Here is a 16932-nt window from a genome sequence, read left to right as displayed (position 1 = left end):
CAGAACCGGCGGACAAGCGCGCAGGGAGACAGGGCCGGATGCCGGTATTGAAAGACAGTGGGTTTTTGGGGCGGATCGAATGGCTGGGCCATGTCCCGGCGGGTGAAAGCCTCCGGGCAATGGCAGTCGAGGAGCTTGCTCTCGGTTTTGATGGCATCGACGGAGGTCGTCATGCGGGAACCAATCGCGGGTCCTGCACCCGGGTACGAAACCTCTACCCACGAGGCACCGAGATACGGAACGTCAGGCAACTCACTGTGCTGGCCGCAGAAGAGCTGGAGGTGATCGCGGCCGGGATGGGGTTGCCTCTACTTGATCCCGCGCTGCTGGGCGCCAATGTGGTTCTGCACGGCATACCTGATTTTACCCATGTGCCACCGTCGTCGAGGCTTCAGTCCGCGACCGGTACCACCCTGACCATCGACATGGAAAACCGGCCCTGTGTTCTACCCGGACGCGAGATCGAGGTCGAAGACCCTGGGCATGGCGCCGCCTTCAAACCGGCCGCAGAGGGGCGGCGAGGGATCACGGCTTGGGTCGAAAGGCCAGGTAAACTGGCCATTGGGGATCAACTGACCCTGTTCGTCCCCGATCAGCGCGCTTGGCGCCCCTGACGGCCCCGAGTTTCCGATCTGCGCCCGGCGAAATCGGGTCGCGACGTTTCACGTCGCGAAAATGTCGGAATCCACATCATGCCGAGCGATTTGCGACGTTACTTCTGTGCCCAAGACCGGCGCGTGCGCGTCGGTATACCGGAACACCAAGCAGGGATTGCACCCATGGCCTATAAATCCGACATCGAAATCGCCCGCGAGGCAAACAAGAAACCGATCCTGGAGATCGGTGCAAAGCTGGGCATCGCCAGCGACGATCTGCTGCCCTATGGCCATGACAAGGCGAAGGTCAGCCAGAACTTCATCAACTCGGTGCAGGACCGCCCCAACGGTAAATTGATCCTGGTGACCGCGATCAACCCGACCCCGGCAGGCGAGGGCAAGACCACCACCACCGTGGGTCTGGGCGATGGCCTGAACCGTATCGGGAAAAAGGCGATGATCTGTATTCGCGAAGCCTCTCTCGGGCCGAACTTCGGCATGAAGGGCGGGGCCGCCGGTGGCGGTTATGCGCAGATCGTTCCGATGGAAGAGATGAACCTGCACTTCACCGGCGATTTCCACGCGATCACCAGCGCCCATTCGCTGCTGTCGGCGATGATCGACAACCACATCTATTGGGGCAACGAGCAGGATATCGACACCCGCCGTGTGGCCTGGCGTCGTGTCGTCGACATGAACGACCGTGCGCTGCGCCAGATCACATGCTCGCTGGGTGGCGTGTCGAACGGCTTCCCGCGCGAAGCTGGGTTCGACATAACCGTTGCCTCTGAGGTGATGGCGATCCTGTGTTTGGCAAATGACCTGAAAGACCTTGAAAAGCGCCTGGGCGACATCATCGTCGCCTATCGCCGCGACAAGACCCCGGTCTATTGCCGCGACATCAAGGCCGAAGGCGCGATGACCGTTCTCTTGAAAGACGCGATGCAGCCGAACCTGGTGCAGACGCTGGAGAACAACCCGGCCTTTGTGCATGGTGGCCCGTTTGCCAATATCGCGCATGGCTGCAACTCGGTCATCGCCACCAAGACCGCGCTCAAGGTTGCCGATTATGTGGTCACCGAAGCAGGCTTTGGCGCTGACCTGGGTGCCGAGAAGTTCATGAACATCAAGTGCCGCAAGGCGGGCATCGCCCCGTCGGCCGTGGTGATCGTCGCCACCGTGCGCGCGATGAAGATGAACGGCGGCGTCGCCAAAGCCGATCTGGGCGCCGAGAACACCGAAGCGGTCAAGAAGGGCTGTGCCAACCTGGGCCGTCACATCGAGAACGTGAAGTCCTTTGGCGTGCCGGTGGTCGTGGCGATCAACCATTTTGTCACCGACACCGAGGCTGAAATCCAGGCGGTCAAGGATTACTGCACCGCGCATGGCGTCGAGGCAGTGTTGTCGCGGCATTGGGAACTGGGCTCGGAAGGGTCCGAGGACCTGGCGCGCAAGGTCGTGGCGCTGGCGGATTCGGGTGTTGCGCATTTCGCGCCGATCTATCCCGACGAAATGCCCCTGTTCGAAAAGATCGAAACCATCGCCAAGCGCATCTATCGTGCCGACGAAGTTCTGGCGGACTCGAAGATCCGCGGTCAGTTGAAGGAATGGGAAGAGGCCGGATACGGCAACCTGCCGGTCTGCATGGCCAAGACCCAGTACAGCTTCACCACCGATCCGAACCGCCGTGGTGCCCCCACTGGCCACTCGGTTCCGGTGCGCGAGGTTCGGCTGAGCGCCGGTGCCGGATTTATCGTGGTGGTCTGCGGCGAGATCATGACCATGCCGGGTCTGCCCCGGAAGCCTGCCGCCGAAACCATCCGTCTGAATGACGCAGGGCAGATCGAGGGCTTGTTCTAAGCCGTTAAATACGTCAACTCGTGGCCCGGGATCACCCCGGGCCACAGGAGATTCTGATGCCACCTCTGACACCGCCGGAACAATGTCATTCGATGCGGGACCTCAGAACAGAGATCGACAGGTTCGACCGCCAATTGGTCGAGATGCTGGCGCGGCGCGCGACCTATATCGACCGCGCCGCGGAACTGAAGCCGGCAGAGGGCCTTCCGGCTCGTATCCCGGACCGGGTCGAAGCGGTGGTGCTGAACGTGCGCAACGAAGCGCTGTTCCAGGGGCTGGATCCGGATCTGGCCGAACAGCTGTGGCGCATTTTGATCGATTGGTCCATCGCCCGCGAAGAACGCGTGCTTGGGGCTGCATAAGGGCTGGCTCGGCCCTGGTTCGTGATTAAGGAGAGGGACAAGCATGGTAGCGCAAGTCATCGACGGAAAAGCCTTTGCAGCCAAGCTGCGGGCGCAAGTGGCTGAACAGGTCGCCACGCTGAAAGAGGCGCATGGGATTACCCCCGGCCTTGCGGTCGTCCTGGTGGGAGAGGATCCGGCCAGCCAGGTCTATGTGCGCTCCAAGGGCAAGCAGACGCTCGAAGTCGGCATGAACTCTTACGAGCACAAGCTCGATGCCTCGACCTCGGAAGAGGATCTGCTGGCGTTGATCGACCGCCTGAACAATGATCCGGAGGTTCACGGCATTCTGGTGCAACTGCCTTTGCCGAAACACCTTAACGAAGACCTGGTAATCAACGCCATTGACCCGGCCAAAGACGTTGATGGGTTCCACATCTCGAACGTGGGACTTCTGGGAACCGGACAAAAGAGCATGGTGCCCTGCACGCCGCTCGGCTGTCTGATGATGCTGCGCGACCATCACGGCAGCCTCAGCGGTATGGATGCCGTGGTGATCGGGCGCTCGAACATCGTGGGCAAGCCGATGGCACAGCTCTTGCTGGGCGACAGCTGCACCGTGACCATTGCGCATTCGCGCACCAAGAACCTGGCGGAGGTTGTACGTCGCGCCGATATCGTGGTGGCCGCCGTGGGTCGGCCCGAAATGGTGCCCGGTGACTGGATCAAACCCGGCGCCACGGTGATCGACGTGGGCATCAACCGGATCGAGCGCGACGGCAAGACCAAACTGGTGGGCGACGTCGACTACGACAGCTGCGCCGAGGTTGCGGGTGCCATCACGCCTGTTCCCGGCGGGGTCGGCCCGATGACCATCGCCTGCCTGCTGGCCAATACCCTGACTGCATGCACCCGTGCCAACAACCTGCCGGAACCAAATGGCCTGACCGCCTGAGCGGTGAAACCGCAGATCAGGGCCGACAGGCGGTGTTGCCTCGCCGGCCCTGATGCCAATTGACGTCGTCCTGCCCGCAGCGCGCGGCAGTCATTTGAAATTAGTTAATAACACAATCAACTTAGGGGTGTGACTTTCTTGCGTCGCCTGACGCTAAATAGCTGCAATCTATGCAATTGTAGAGGTCGCGCTATTTGTGGCAGGGATTGATTTGCGGTATGACGGTATTCCGCGTCAGACTAGTTCACGTAAGTTATTCATGATTGCCACACTGAGATCATTTCTGAGTGCCGAAAAACGGGGTCTGATTGGACCGGCATTCGTGTTCTTGTCCCTTCTGGCCAGTATTTCTGATCCGTTTGGCGGGCATGGCATGTCTTTTGGGCAGCGGTTTCTGTTCTGGTTGCTGGTACTGGGGGTCGCGGGTGGTATCGCCCGGCTGAGCCATGCCGTGGTCGAGAGACACGTGCCGGGGGCGGCGCTGTTGCGTAAGGATCTGTTGATCGTCATCCTGGTGACGCTTCTGTTCACGCCTGCGCTGTGGGTGTTGATTCGCCTGCTCGCGATGCCCACCGCGGACGCTGCCCCGGACATGTGGAGCATGGCGCGCTACGGTACCATCTTTGCCTCTGGCCTGATCATCCTCCGGCGGGGCCTGCCCGGACCGGCAGAGCCGGAACCGGAACTGCCGCAACCCCGGATCTATAAACGTCTGCCCGAGGGGTTCTCGGAGCAGATCCTGCGCCTGACCGTCCGCGATCACAGTGTTGATGTGGTGACCGATCAGGGTGTTCACACGATCCGGTCGCGCTTCGGCGATGCCATAGACGAAATGGCACCGATCACCGGCCGTTGTACCCATCGGTCTCACTGGGTGACGGAGGCGTCAATCGAGAGTGTCGAGCGCAGCGGCGGCAAGATCCATCTGCGCCTGATCAATGGCGATTTGATCCCGGTCAGCCGCAGATACCGCCCCGGGCTGGAGGAGGCGGGGATTATCTGATCCTTGCTTCAGCGTGGCATCGGCACGGCATGTGGGGTGGCGCCGGTGACAATCGCCAGCGCCTCGGGCCGCATCAGTTGGGCCAGTACAGGTGCATCACTGCGCAGGCCGCCGGTATAGGTACCGTAGGCGGGCAGCACGATTCGCGCGGTATCGACCAGAAACGCCGGACGCGACAGGCTACGTCCGCGCAGGCGCAGTGCCGCTTTTGGGTGGTAGTGGCCCGAGATCTCGCCCTGCGCCCCATGCCGGGCGATATGGCGAAAAAGGAGGGGTCCGGTTGCCAATTCGGCCAGATGGCTGCCGCCCATGGTCACCGGGCCGGGGTCGTGGTTGCCCTCGATCCAGATCCAGCGCCGCCCGGCCTGGAGTGCCGCGATTCTCAGACGAGCCGGTTCCGGCAGCACGTGGGCAGCCTCGGTATCGTCGAAACTGTCGCCCAGACAGATGACCGTGTTGGGCCTCGTCCGCTCCAGATCGGCGGAAAGCCGGTCCAGCGTGTCGGCCACCTCATAGGGCGGCAGCGGGGTGCCGCCGCGCCGGGCGATGCGCTCGGATTTCCCCAGATGCAGGTCTGAGACACACAAGAGCCGCCGTGCGCCCCACCACAGCGCGCCCGAGCCAAGTGCGGTGAGCCGTTCCCCGGCAAAGGTGAAATCGTATCCGTTCATGATGTGTTCTTTGCGCAGGATGCCGGATTGCGCAAGTCCTTTCAGACCGAGAGACCGGCGTCGGCCAGCAGACGGGCGCTTTCCTCGGCCAAGAGACGCTCTTCGGCGGCGCCCTGCACCGGCACCTTGCCGACCTCGAGAAACAGCGGCGCAGCGAGTGGTGTTACCCGGTCCAGCCGCACCAGGTCGATCCGGTCGCCGACACGGGCGATCATTTCTTCGATCCGGCCAAAATCGACCAGACCACGCATCGCCTCGGCCCGGGTGATCTGCATCATCAGGTGGTCGGGGTCGTATTTCTGCAAGGTGTCATAGAGGATATCCGAGCTGAAGGTCGCCTGCCGCCCGGTCTTGCGCTGACCGCCCAGATTGCGCTCGATCAGCCCGGCGATGGTGGCCGATGCGCGAAAGGTGCGTTTCATCACCGCGTTACCGGCCAGCCACTGCTCCAGCCCGGCGCGCAGGCTGTCAATTTCGAAGAGCGGCGCCGGGTCGGTCGTAGCCTCGAGCCCCCAGATCAAGACCGCGTAATCGGTGGCGACAAAACCCAGCGGGTTCAGGCCCGTTTCCTCCATCCGTTTGGTCAGCAACAGGCCCAGCGTCTGCATCGCGTTGCGCCCGGCAAAGCCGTAGACGCACAGATGCTCGCGCCCATCCTGGGGGAAGCTTTCGACCAGCAGCCGCCCGCGTTCGGGCAGGCGCGAGACCCGGCGTTGCAGGGCCAGCCAGTCAGCGGTGTGACGCGGAAGCTGGGGCCAGTCCGCCCGCGCGAACAGGTCAAGAATACGGGCGCTGAGCTGGGTCGAGGTGGCGAATTTGGTGCCCATGAAGGTGGCGATCTTGGGCTTCTTGTCGGCGCGGCGGCTGACCTCGACCACCATATCGCGCAGGCCCTCGTAGCGCACGATCTGGCCGCCGATCAGAAAGGTATCGCCAGGGGTGAGCGAGGCAGCAAAACCCTCCTCGATCTCACCCAGCGGCTTGCCGCCACGATTGCGCTGGAGCCGTACCTTGAGCGTGTCGGTGTCCTGGATGGTGCCGATGTTCTGGCGGATCCGCTGGGCGCTGCGCGGGTCGCGCAACTGCCATTGACCGTCGGGGCGCTGTTGCAGGCGCTGCCAGCGGTCATAGGCGCGCAGGGCATAGCCGCCGGTGGCACAGAAATCGAGACAGGCATCGAAATCAGGCCGGGCAAGATCGGCATAAGGCCCGGCGGAGGTCATCTCGGCAAAGAGTGCATCGGCGTCAAACGGGCCGGAACAGGCGGCGATCAGGATATGCTGGCAGAGCACGTCGCTCGGCCCGGGACCGCGCGGATCACCGTCGAGCGCGTGGGCGCGCACCGCCTCAAGCGCGGCGATACATTCGACCACCTCGAACCGGTTGGCGGGCACCAGCAGCGCCTTGGACGGGGCATTGTAACGGTGATTGGCCCGTCCGATCCGCTGCACCAGCCGCTTGACGTTCTTCGGTGCGCCAATCTGGATCACCAGATCCACATCGCCCCAGTCAATGCCCAGGTCGAGACTGCCGGTGCAGACGATGGCGCGCAGTTCGCCCCGCACCATCGCCGCCTCGACCCGCTCGCGCTGTGTCCGGTCGAGGCTGCCGTGATGGATGCCGATGGGCAAACCTTCGTCATTGGCCAGCCACAGGTTGTGAAAGAAGATCTCGGCCTGGGCGCGGGTGTTGTGAAAGATGAGCGTCGTCCTGTGCCGCCGGATCTGGTCTAGCACAGCGGGGATCGAATAGGCCGCACCGCCGCCGGACCAGGGCGGCATTTCCTCGGTCTCCAGCATGGCGATATCGGGGTCGGGGCCGGGATCGGCCAACAGGATTTCGCAAGGGTCGGGATGGCGGGCGAGGAAGCGGGCGATGGCCTCCGGGTCCTCGACCGTGGCCGAGAGGCCCACCCGGCGCAGATCGGGGCAGAGCGTTTGCAGCCGCGCCAGCGCCAGCATCAGCTGATCGCCCCGCTTGCTTTCGGCCAAGGCGTGGATCTCGTCGACCACCACGCGGCGCAGCCCGGCGAACATGCGCGGCGCGTCCTCGTATGAGGTGAGGAGCGCCAGGCTTTCAGGCGTGGTCAGCAGGATATGGGGCGGGTCGGCGCGCTGGCGTTTCTTTTGCGTGGCCGAGGTGTCGCCGGTGCGATCCTCTATCCGGACGGCCAGGCCGATCTCGTCTACTGGGGTGCGCAGGTTGCGCTTGATATCGGCGGCCAGAGCCTTGAGCGGAGAGACGTAGAGCGTGTGCAGGCCTTGATGCTGTCCCTTTGCCAGTTCGGCCAGCGTGGGCAGAAACCCCGCCATGGTCTTGCCGCCACCGGTGGGGGCGATCAAGAGGGTCGCGGGGCGGTCGGCGCGATCAAACATCGCTTGTTGATGGGGATGGACGGACCAGCCCTTGGCAGTGAACCAGTCGGTGAGGAGCGCGGGGAGCTGCGGCATGGCGGTGACATTATCACCTGCCTTGGGCAAGGGAAGGGGGCGCTGCCCCCGCCGCCCGTGCAGGGTGACTCCCCGGGGATATTTTCAGCAAGAGGAAGGGCGTGGCTGCAATTTGCGGATCAGCTCTTGTACCGCGCGGGGCAGGGTGGTGTCGGCACCCGTCGGCGCGGCGTCGAGGGCGCTTTCGACATCCTTGACCAGAATGCCGATCGTGTTGTCCTCGCTCAACCCGTCGCGGGCGAATTCGATCCGGTCGAAATTGCTGGCAAACCAGTTCTGGCCCGAGCTGGTATGGATGAGGGCAAGCAGCGCGGCCTCGTCCAGGCCCGCGGCGTCGGCCCAGTCCAGCACCAGCCGCGTCATGGCCGTATTGGCGGCGGCGAGCAGGTTGTTAAGCACCTTGGCTTGCATACCCGATCCAAAGGGCCCCATGCGGTGAAAATGGCTGCCCATCGCGTTGAAGAGTGGTTGGACGGCATTCAGATCCGCAGGGCTGCCGCCCAGCATGAAGGACAACCGCGCCTCCTGAGCCGCGACTTGCGCGCCGGACATCGGCGCGTCGATCAGAGCGATATGGTCCGGTACCCGCGCTCGCAGGTCACGCACATAGCGGGGCGACAGGGTGGAGCAGAGGATGACGCAATCCAAGTGTTTTGCATCAATCAGTCTCTGATCCGTGAACAATACCTGTTCAGTTTGCGAAATGTCCCGAACAACGGTGATAAGTGTCCTCAGACCTTGCGAAAATGCCGCAATGTTATCGGTAATCTGGTGGCTGGCGCCGGTAAAATCGCTGGGTGGGCGGATATCGAAGCCTTGCGCCGGGAACCCGGCGCGTCGCAGGGCGGCCAGCATCGGCGCGCCCATGCGGCCACAGCCCGCGACCCCGATCATTTCACGATCTTCTCGTCCTTGACGAACATGTTGGCCCAGGCGCGGTCTATCAGTTCTGGGCTCATCTGATAGGGGATGCCCTCGAACTCGCAGATGGCGATCATCTGGTCGATCAGGAAGACCGGCTGATAATTGGCGTAGATGTTGTCGATGGTCGGGTATTTGACCTTGAGCAGATGCACCAGCGCCTTTTCATCGAGCGGCACGCCCTTCTTGCGGGCGACCATGGCGAAAATCTTGAGAAAGTTTTCCTGGTTTGGGCCGTCGATTTTGATCTTGAAGAAGATCCGCCGCAGCGCCGCCTGGTCGAAGATCTCGTTGGGGTGGAAGTTGGTCGAGAAGATCACCAGCGTGTCAAAGGGGACCTCGAATTTCTCGCCCGATTGCAGGCCAAGGATGTCCTTGCCCTCTTCCAGCGGCACGATCCAGCGGTTGATGATCGCCTGTGGCGGCTCGGCCTGGCGGCCAAGGTCGTCGATGATGAAGATGCCGCCGGTGGATTTAAGCTGCAAGGGCGCCTGATAGGTGCGTGCGGTAGGGTTGTAGACAAGGTCGAGCATCGACAGCGACAACTCGCCCCCGGTGATCACCGTGGGACGCGCGCACATCACATAGCGGCTGTCGAAGCGGGCGCGGCGGCGCAGCTGGGTCGGGTCTTCGGGTTCCTGTTCGATGGCGGTGTGGACGATCGGGTCATAGACGGTGATGACCTGGCCGGAATACTCGATCGCGCGCGGCACATAGACATTGTCGCCCAGCGCATCACGGATCCCGTTCGAGATCGAGGATTTGCCGTTGCCCGGCGGCCCATACATCAGGATCGAGCGGCCGGCACTCACAGCAGGGCCGAGATGGCCCAGCAGACTGTCGGGCAGCACCAGATGGCCCATCGCCTTGACCAGCTGGTCGCGGGTGACCTGGATGTTGCGAATGGATTGCCGTTTGACCTGTTCCCGGTAGACCTCGAGCGGTACCGGCATGGCACCGAAGTATTCCGACTGGCTGAGTGCGTCGAGCGCCCGGGCCTTGCCGGCATCGGTCAATTGATATCCCATCTCGTTGCCATTGTTGGCGTTGAGCGTACCTGTCGCCTCAAGCAATTTCTGGGTCCGCGCCATATCGACGAGCTCTTGTGCCACCGTAACCGGCAGGCAGATAGCCTCGGCGATCTCAGAGACGGTTTCGACGGTCTTGCGAAAGATCGTCTTGAGCAGAATGTCCCGCATCATGACGATGGGGAGTTGCATTTCAGACATCCGTTTCGGAGCGGGAGGCGCCAGAACGGCAGTAGGCTGCATGTTCATCTTTGAGACCCGAAGAATTTCCATGGCTGTTCGGTGAAGCGATCACTTCGTCAACCAGAATGTCTAATCAATGTGGCATCACAAGGGCGCGCAAAGGGCAGGTTTTGCACCTAGGCGCCGTAGATTGCGCCAAGCAGGAGATAGGCGGCCAGGCTGCCACCCAAGGCCAGGCCCATCGGGAATTTCTTGCCGGTGTCCCAGCTTTTCCAGTTGGGAGCGATCCGCCGCAATGGCGAATGTTTGGCAATCCGATGGGTGACAAAGGCGGCAAGCAACCCTGCGGTCAGCAAGCCTGTCGCGAGTCTGAGATCACCGGTCCAGACAAAAGGTGCGGCTGCTGCCGCGAACTTGGCGTCACCGGCCCCCAGCGCGCCCGCGGCATTCAGCAATACGCCAACCAGCAACACCACTGGCAGATGCAAAAGCTGCCAGACATAGGTCGGCAATGCCAGCGGGATCGGGCCTATGCGACCCGAGATCCAATCGCTGGTGAACGGTGCATAGGCAATCAGACCGATGAAGACAAATACCGCGGCCAGCGTGGTAACGGCATGGTTACGGATCTTCATCTCGCGCAGGTCGGTATAGGCAACATAGAGGCAGATCGGCAGCACAAATGGTACAAACCAAAGCGCCGCCTGGGCAGGAATGACCATCGGATCAGCCGATTTCAAGCGCACGCAAGGATCTCACCGCATCCTCGAAATGCTGGGGATGAGTGTCTATCGCCTCGCGCAGCAGCGATTTTCCAGTCGTGATATCCCCTTGTTTGACTGCGGAAAGTGCCATCGTGTGCAGCAGTTGTGCCCGTTCGGTTTGTGTCATTGGCACAACCGGGAGTGTATAGTTGCGCTGGGCACTTCGGGCCAGAACCAGGTTGTTCTTTGCGGTGAACAGGCTGCTGTCTTGGCGAATGGCCTCTCCGAAAAGGCGCTCGGCCTCGGCAAAGTCGCCGCGCGTCAGTTTGGAGTATCCCCAGTTGTTCATGACACCGGCAGGCCGTGTCGTAAGGCCGACGGCTGTTTCATAGAACGTGTCGGCGTTCTTCCACTCTTGGTTTGAATCCGCCACCATAGCCTCGAGCCGGTAGCGGTTGAAAGTTTCGTGCGTGGGCGGCACGGAATCCAGAATCTGCTCGGCGCGCTCCCACTCGTTGTTGCGGATCAGGGCGTCGGCATAATCGATGGCGTCATCCGGAATGGCGCCGTCCATCTTCACGACCTTGCCCCAGACCACAACGGCTTCGGTGTTGCGGTGAGCGCGGGTCAGGGATTTGGCCAGTCCGCGTTGCAGGTCGATGCGGTCTGGATTTTCCTTCAGGGTGCGCTGGAAATAGTCGACCGCCTCGTTGGGGTCCGCGACCGTCAGCATCACATCGTTCAGATTTGTTTCATCCACGACGTTGACGTCCTGGAACGCTCGCTCGACTGTTTCGTCGGCGTTGTCCGAACACGCCGAAAGGGTCAAACTGCCTGCCAGCATGACCGGAATCAGGATAAGGTGGCGCATTTTTGCGTCCTTTTGCTGCTCTTGCCCTCGTTACGGTGTTTTGCGGATCACAAAGTCGCCTTGCCCCCGCTGCACCAATTTGAATTCTTCTTGTTGTTGCTCATTATGAACAACATTTTCCGATTTTGCGAGCGCTATCCGCAAATTGTCCCTGATTGAGTCACTTTCGCCATTGTCCAGTGCATAGGCTTTCTGAAAAACCTGTTTCGCTTCGGACAGCTCACCTTTTTCCATCAGGAGCACGCCAAGGTTGTTCCAGGCTTCCGGCCAGTCCGGTGTCTCGCCGACGGCCCGGCGCAGCATCGGTTCGGCTTGTCCAAGACGCCCCAGGCCCAGGTTGGCGGTGCCGATCCCAGTCAGGATCTCGGGGGTCATCCCTTCGTCAAGCGCGGCGCGCGTAAAGCTGTCCAAGGCAAGTTCATATTCGCCCGCAGCCATCAGTCGTTGCCCTACTTCGACGCCACTTACCGCCTCTTTCCGATGGTCGACGCCAGGGGGGAAGGGGTTGTCTGGCAATGCTGTTGCATCATCCTTCGTGCAACTGGCCACCGTCACTGCCGCGACGATGGCCATAGCTGTCAACAAATTCGGTGTGGGAGGTCGCCCACCCTGTTGTTTCATTTTGTTATTTGCTCATGTTACCCAGATCCATGATACCTTTTGCCGATGGGCCGACAAGGATGATCAGCAAGGGCGGCACGGTCAGCATCATTGTGGCAAGTGTCATTTTTGTTGGCAACTTGTTTGCGGCCTCTTCCGCGCGCATGACGCGCTTGTCCCGCATTTCCCCGGCATAGACGCGCAGGGCCTCGGCGATTGAGGTGCCAAACTGGGATGACTGGATCATCACGGTGACAAACGAGGACACGTCGATCACACCGCAGCGGGTCCCCATGTCGCGCAGGACCTTGTCCTTTTCCTTGCCCGCTTTCATCTCATAGGCGACGATTTCGAATTCGTCCGCCAGATCGGGATAGGACGCGCGCAACTCGCGCGCAACCCGAACGATCGATTGGTCAAGGGACTGGCCGGCTTCGACGCAGACCAGCATCATGTCCAGCGCGTCGGGAAAGGCGCGTGTGATGTTCTCCTTGCGGGTGTCGACCCGCCGGGTGATCCAGTACTTGGGCAGGAAGTATCCCACGGCGCCGGGCCCGAGAACACGGATCAGCATCGCTTGACCGTCATAGTTCTGCTCGCCGTTGATGACAGTCACATAGATGACGCCCAGAAGCAGCCCGACAAGGCCAAGAGCCATTTGGGCGAAATGGAAAAAGCGGACCGCATCCTTGGATTGGTATCCGGCCTGCCGCAGTTTCAGTTGCATGGCCGACAACTGGTCGGCGTCCTGCGGTTCAAGAAAGGTTGCGAAACGTTGAAGCTGCTCGTTGCGGCCAGCCTGGCGCAACTGTTCCTTTTTCGATTTCTGCGGCGTTTTCGAATTTTGATCCCGCTTCAGCTTCTTGAGCGGGTCTTCGGGCTGGTTGAGCATCATCGGGATGGTCAACAGGATCATGAACAGACCAAGTCCGCCCACCACGATGAGAGGTCCGAATTCACCCAGGTTGGCGGTGATGAAATCGTTCACTGTATTCAGCAATTCCATGTCGATCTCCTCACACCTTGATGTTGGTCAGCATGCGCATGACGAACAGGTTCACGGTCAGCAGGATGCCCACGACGAAACAGGCGGGGATGAACAGTTCATGATCCTGCACGCCGTCATAATAGCCGGGGTCGTTAATCAGGATGACCATGAGCGCGACCAGAGGGAAGGCGGACAGGAACTTGCCCGACCATTGCGCCTCGGCGGTAATGGCCTTGACCCTGCGGAACAGGCGGAAACGGGCGCGGATCACCTTGGCCAGACCCGCGAGCACCTCGGCCAGGTTGCCGCCCGATTGCTGCTGGATGGTGACCGCGACCGCGAGGAAGCGCAGATCCTGCATGTCCAGGCGTTCGGCCATTTCCTTGAGCGCCTCGCCGATCTCGCGGCCATAGGCGGATTCGTCCGCGATAATGCCGAATTCGGTTGCAATCGGGTCTTCCGATTCCTTGGCAACGATCTGGATGGCCGAGACGAACGGGTGGCCGACACGCAAGGAGCGCACCATCAGTTCCACCGCGTCTGGCAGTTGTTCCTCGATCATGCCTAGGCGCTTCTTGGCCTTCTGATTGACCCAGATGTAGACCGCACCAATACCGATCGCGACCGAGATGGCGACGCGGATCTTGACCTCGGTCTGGGTGCCGACGCTGAGCCCGACAAAGGCGATACAGGCCAGAAGAACCATGATCATGATCAATTGGCGCGGGGTGAAGGCGATCGCCGCTTTCTGCGCCTTTTCCGCCAGCAGTGAGTACAGCGGGATCGACTTCGATTTCATGTGCTGTTGCATCTCCTTGCGGAGTTGCTCCAGAACCTGTTCGCGACCGGCCCCCTTGTCGAGCATTTCAAGCCGGCGGTTCACCCGACTGTTAAGGCTGATGGATTTGCCAAAAGCCACCAGGTAAAGGCCCTCGACCAAGACGAGGACCCCGACAAAGATCAGGCCGTAGATGATTGGTTCGGCGCTTAGTTCCATGATCAGGTTCCTTACATGGTGGTCGGTTCGTAGATCGAAGCCGGCAGGTCATAACCCCACATGCGGAACCGTTCCGAGAAATGGCTGCGCACGCCGGTGGCGGTGAAATGGCCGATGATCTTGTTGTCGGGGGTCAGGCCCACCCGCTGATAGCGGAAGATTTCCTGCATCGAGATGACGTCGCCCTCCATCCCGGTGATCTCGGTGATCGACGTCATGCGGCGGCTGCCGTCCTGAAGGCGGCTGGCCTGGACGATCAGGTTGACGGCGCTTGAAATCTGGCTGCGCACGGCCTTGATCGGCATCTCGATCCCGGCCATGGCGATCATGTTCTCCAGACGGCTGACCCCGTCGCGGGCAGAGTTGGCGTGGATCGTCGTCATCGACCCGTCATGCCCAGTGTTCATGGCCTGCAACATGTCGATCACTTCCTCGCCGCGGGTTTCGCCGACGATGATGCGGTCGGGGCGCATCCGAAGCGCGTTCTTCAGACAGTCGCGGGGGGAAACCTCGCCCTTGCCCTCGACGTTCGGCGGGCGGCTTTCCATCCGGCCCACATGGGTCTGTTGCAATTGGAGTTCAGCCGTATCCTCGATGGTCAGGATACGCTCGGAATTGTCGATAAAGCTCGACAGCGCGTTCAACGTGGTTGTCTTGCCCGAACCGGTACCGCCCGACACGATGACGTTCAGCCGGGTGGCGACGGCGGCCTGAAGATAGGCGGCCATCTCTTCGGTGAAAGCGCCGAACTTGACCAGATCGTCGATGCCCAGCTTGTCCTTTTTGAATTTCCGGATCGACACCAGCGAACCATCGACCGCGATCGGCGGGACCATCGCGTTGAAGCGCGAGCCATCGGCCAGACGGGCGTCGACATAGGGGTTTGATTCATCAACCCGGCGGCCCACTGCCGAAACGATCTTGTCGATGATCCGCAGCAGGTGCCTTTCATCCTTGAACGTGATGTCGGTCAGTTGAAGTTTGCCGGCCCGTTCGACAAAGATCTGGTGCGGACCGTTTACCAAGATGTCGTTTACGGATTCATCTTGGAGCAGGGTTTCCAAGGGGCCAAGACCGGTGACCTCGTCATACAGCTCTTTGTTGAGTTGCGCGCGGTCGTCGCGGTTCAACACGATGCCTTTTGTTTCAAGCATCTCGTTGGTGATCGCGGTGATCTCGGACCGAAGGTCCGCCTCAGACGCGTGCTCCAGCGCGGCAAGGTTCAGGTTCTCAAGCAGATCGCGGTGCAGCTCGATCTTAATCTCGCTCATCCGCTCCTTGCGCTTGCGCTCTCGATCCAAGGGGAGCGCTTCGGCCGCCGACTTCTGCGCGGGTTTGCGAAGGCTGGCGGACTGTTTGACGTCGGATTTCGCGGCCTGCATATCCTGTTTCGGCGCGGCTATTGCCGCGACTGGCTGTGCCTTGTCCGTTTTCCTGTATCTTGAAAACACGTTCGACCCCCTCGTCTATGGTGTTCAGGCTGCTTTTGCGTCGTTGCGGCCCAGCTCGTGCAGCGACTGTGCGAGCTTGGCAATTTCGCGACGCAAAGGATTCTTGGGCGCCGAGGACGCCAGCGGCAGCCCATGATCCGCTCCCTGGGTGACTTGCTTTCCACCGTCTGGCAGTTGCAGGTCGATGGAAATCCCCAAGGATTCGCCCATCCGCTTTACCCGGCTCTTGCCGCTCAGATCGGTGAACTTGGGCGCCTTGTTCAGCGCGAAACGGAGCTTGTTGAACGGCAGGTCTTCAGACTGAAGCGCGCGTTTCATCCGAAGCGCATTCTGAGCCGACCGCATATCCAGCTCGATCATCGCAAAATAGACATGCGCGGCCTGAAGCACCGTTTCCGACCACTGCACCAGTGTCTTGGGCATGTCCACGACAACATAGTCGAAATGCGCCCGCGCCATTTCGAGCACGCGCGAGATGTCTTCGGGCGTGATGATATCCAGAGGCACCATGTCCGACGGCGCCGTCAGAACCTGAAGCTTGTTTTCAAAGCTCAGAAGCGCCTGACCGAACACCTCTTCATCCATGTTGGCGGTCTCGGACAGCATTTCAAAAACGGCGTCACGGCGGGGCAGATCCAGATAGGTCGAAACCGACCCATATTGCATGTCGAAGTCTATCAGGCATACGCGCGGCGCGTCCTCGCCCCCGATGTTGGCGAGTTCCCAGGCCAGGTTCACGGCCATGGTTGTTGCACCGGTGCCGCCTGCCAGGCCTTGAACGACAATCAGCGCGCCTTCGCGGGATGCGCCTTTGTTCAGGTGAGCCGTGTTGTGATGTGTTTGTTCCGCTTGCGGTTCTGGTTCACTCAACCGGTCGATGGCCGACTGCAATTCCCTTTCGGGCAGCGGGTAGGGGACAAACTCGTCCGCCCCCTTGCGCAGCAGCTGGTGCAAGGATGCCGGCGTGACGTCTTCGGCGATCAGGATAACCTTGATACCGCGGGATTTGGCCTGGGTAATGATCTCGCCCATCAGAACAAGGTTGTCTTCGTCGTCGGAATCGATCGCGAGTGCGATGAATTCCAGGGATTCCGCATCGGGCTGGCCGAAAAACGCCAGCGCTTCGGCAAAGCCGAGGTCGCCCCAGCTTTCCCCCATCGCGGCTTCCATATCCTCGATCAAGAGGTCGAAGTTCTGCACATCTCTGCTGACCGTACAGGCCAGGATCGGTGTTGTTTCCGGTTGCGGCATTGCGCTGCTCATTGCCTTATCCTCTTTACGGGGCGGGAGGCAGACGCAGATGCCGTTAAGCA

Annotated in this window: 16 protein-coding genes; 5 read left to right on the top strand and 11 right to left on the bottom strand. The window is 61.0% G+C overall.

All coding sequences use genetic code 11. The features are described from left to right. The first annotated feature begins 38 nt into the window (after positions 1-38). The 5 genes from G0P99_RS08110 (at position 39) to G0P99_RS08090 (ending at position 4755) form a co-directional block, all read left to right on the top strand. Positions 39-614 carry a sulfurase gene (locus tag G0P99_RS08110; protein WP_164128873.1) on the top strand — a complete coding sequence of 192 codons (576 nt, stop codon included), beginning with the start codon at positions 39-41 and terminating at the stop codon, positions 612-614. Positions 615-779: 165 nt separating this feature from the next. Then, complete coding sequence (locus G0P99_RS08105) at positions 780-2456, top strand: formate--tetrahydrofolate ligase (RefSeq protein ID WP_164128872.1); 1677 nt, start codon at positions 780-782, stop codon at positions 2454-2456. Positions 2457-2512: 56 nt separating this feature from the next. Continuing rightward, positions 2513-2818, top strand: a complete 306-nt coding sequence (locus G0P99_RS08100; RefSeq protein WP_203583018.1) for a chorismate mutase — start codon at positions 2513-2515, stop codon at positions 2816-2818. A gap of 43 nt (positions 2819-2861) precedes the next feature. Next, positions 2862-3752: a bifunctional methylenetetrahydrofolate dehydrogenase/methenyltetrahydrofolate cyclohydrolase FolD gene (gene folD, locus G0P99_RS08095; protein ID WP_164128871.1), complete on the top strand. Its 891-nt coding sequence runs from the start codon at positions 2862-2864 to the stop codon at positions 3750-3752. Between the two features lie 322 nt (positions 3753-4074). Further along, positions 4075-4755: a LytTR family DNA-binding domain-containing protein gene (locus G0P99_RS08090; RefSeq protein WP_203583017.1), complete on the top strand. Its 681-nt coding sequence runs from the start codon at positions 4075-4077 to the stop codon at positions 4753-4755. Between the two features lie 8 nt (positions 4756-4763). On the opposite strand, the gene pdeM is transcribed toward G0P99_RS08090, so the two are convergent. The 11 genes from pdeM to G0P99_RS08035 all read right to left on the bottom strand — a co-directional run bounded on the left by pdeM (position 4764) and on the right by G0P99_RS08035 (position 16882). Continuing rightward, on the bottom strand, positions 4764-5426 hold the full coding sequence (gene pdeM / locus G0P99_RS08085; RefSeq protein ID WP_164128869.1) for a ligase-associated DNA damage response endonuclease PdeM: 663 nt from the start codon (positions 5424-5426) through the stop codon (positions 4764-4766). Positions 5427-5467: 41 nt separating this feature from the next. After that, on the bottom strand, positions 5468-7876 hold the full coding sequence (locus G0P99_RS08080) for a ligase-associated DNA damage response DEXH box helicase (RefSeq protein ID WP_164128868.1): 2409 nt from the start codon (positions 7874-7876) through the stop codon (positions 5468-5470). 84 nt (positions 7877-7960) lie between these two features. Continuing rightward, positions 7961-8770, bottom strand: a complete 810-nt coding sequence (locus G0P99_RS08075) for an NAD(P)-dependent oxidoreductase (protein WP_164128867.1) — start codon at positions 8768-8770, stop codon at positions 7961-7963. Next, a complete protein-coding gene (locus G0P99_RS08070; protein WP_164128866.1) occupies positions 8767-10074 on the bottom strand; it encodes an ATPase in 1308 nt (435 codons plus the stop codon). Before G0P99_RS08070 ends, G0P99_RS08075 begins: the two co-directional genes overlap by 4 nt. Before the next feature lie 110 nt (positions 10075-10184). Further along, on the bottom strand, positions 10185-10730 hold the full coding sequence (locus tag G0P99_RS08065; protein WP_164129271.1) for a prepilin peptidase: 546 nt from the start codon (positions 10728-10730) through the stop codon (positions 10185-10187). A gap of 4 nt (positions 10731-10734) precedes the next feature. Then, complete coding sequence (locus tag G0P99_RS08060) at positions 10735-11583, bottom strand: lipopolysaccharide assembly protein LapB (protein ID WP_164128865.1); 849 nt, start codon at positions 11581-11583, stop codon at positions 10735-10737. A 30-nt stretch (positions 11584-11613) separates the two neighbouring features. Further along, positions 11614-12156, bottom strand: coding sequence for a tetratricopeptide repeat protein (locus G0P99_RS08055; RefSeq protein ID WP_239059725.1), 543 nt, complete (start codon positions 12154-12156; stop codon positions 11614-11616). 52 nt (positions 12157-12208) lie between these two features. Next, complete coding sequence (locus tag G0P99_RS08050) at positions 12209-13189, bottom strand: type II secretion system F family protein (protein WP_164128863.1); 981 nt, start codon at positions 13187-13189, stop codon at positions 12209-12211. A gap of 10 nt (positions 13190-13199) precedes the next feature. Continuing rightward, positions 13200-14168, bottom strand: a complete 969-nt coding sequence (locus G0P99_RS08045) for a type II secretion system F family protein (protein WP_164128862.1) — start codon at positions 14166-14168, stop codon at positions 13200-13202. Positions 14169-14179: 11 nt separating this feature from the next. Further along, positions 14180-15619: a CpaF family protein gene (locus G0P99_RS08040; RefSeq protein ID WP_164128861.1), complete on the bottom strand. Its 1440-nt coding sequence runs from the start codon at positions 15617-15619 to the stop codon at positions 14180-14182. Positions 15620-15643: 24 nt separating this feature from the next. Continuing rightward, the gene (locus G0P99_RS08035; RefSeq protein WP_164128860.1) at positions 15644-16882 is read right to left on the bottom strand and encodes an AAA family ATPase; all 1239 of its coding nucleotides are present in this window, start codon (positions 16880-16882) and stop codon (positions 15644-15646) included. Between the last annotated feature and the right edge of the window lie 50 nt (positions 16883-16932).

The organism is Ruegeria sp. PrR005 (assembly GCF_010500245.1).
GTDB classification, from domain to species: Bacteria; Pseudomonadota; Alphaproteobacteria; order Rhodobacterales; family Rhodobacteraceae; genus Ruegeria_B; species Ruegeria_B marisflavi.
The sequence above is the reverse complement of the archived record's forward strand: the minus strand, read 5'-3'. Positions and strand labels throughout refer to the sequence as shown.

Coding starts and splice junctions, on each gene's coding strand:
- G0P99_RS08110 (WP_164128873.1), top strand. CDS start 39: ATGCCGGTATTGAAAGACAGTGGGTTTTTGGGGCGGATCGAATGGCTG.
- G0P99_RS08105 (WP_164128872.1), top strand. CDS start 780: ATGGCCTATAAATCCGACATCGAAATCGCCCGCGAGGCAAACAAGAAA.
- G0P99_RS08100 (WP_203583018.1), top strand. CDS start 2,513: ATGCCACCTCTGACACCGCCGGAACAATGTCATTCGATGCGGGACCTC.
- folD (WP_164128871.1), top strand. CDS start 2,862: ATGGTAGCGCAAGTCATCGACGGAAAAGCCTTTGCAGCCAAGCTGCGG.
- pdeM (WP_164128869.1), bottom strand. CDS start 5,426: ATGAACGGATACGATTTCACCTTTGCCGGGGAACGGCTCACCGCACTT.
- G0P99_RS08080 (WP_164128868.1), bottom strand. CDS start 7,876: ATGCCGCAGCTCCCCGCGCTCCTCACCGACTGGTTCACTGCCAAGGGC.
- G0P99_RS08075 (WP_164128867.1), bottom strand. CDS start 8,770: ATGATCGGGGTCGCGGGCTGTGGCCGCATGGGCGCGCCGATGCTGGCC.
- G0P99_RS08070 (WP_164128866.1), bottom strand. CDS start 10,074: ATGAACATGCAGCCTACTGCCGTTCTGGCGCCTCCCGCTCCGAAACGG.
- G0P99_RS08065 (WP_164129271.1), bottom strand. CDS start 10,730: ATGGTCATTCCTGCCCAGGCGGCGCTTTGGTTTGTACCATTTGTGCTG.
- G0P99_RS08060 (WP_164128865.1), bottom strand. CDS start 11,583: ATGCGCCACCTTATCCTGATTCCGGTCATGCTGGCAGGCAGTTTGACC.
- G0P99_RS08055 (WP_239059725.1), bottom strand. CDS start 12,156: ATGGCCATCGTCGCGGCAGTGACGGTGGCCAGTTGCACGAAGGATGAT.
- G0P99_RS08050 (WP_164128863.1), bottom strand. CDS start 13,189: ATGGAATTGCTGAATACAGTGAACGATTTCATCACCGCCAACCTGGGT.
- G0P99_RS08045 (WP_164128862.1), bottom strand. CDS start 14,168: ATGGAACTAAGCGCCGAACCAATCATCTACGGCCTGATCTTTGTCGGG.
- G0P99_RS08035 (WP_164128860.1), bottom strand. CDS start 16,882: ATGAGCAGCGCAATGCCGCAACCGGAAACAACACCGATCCTGGCCTGT.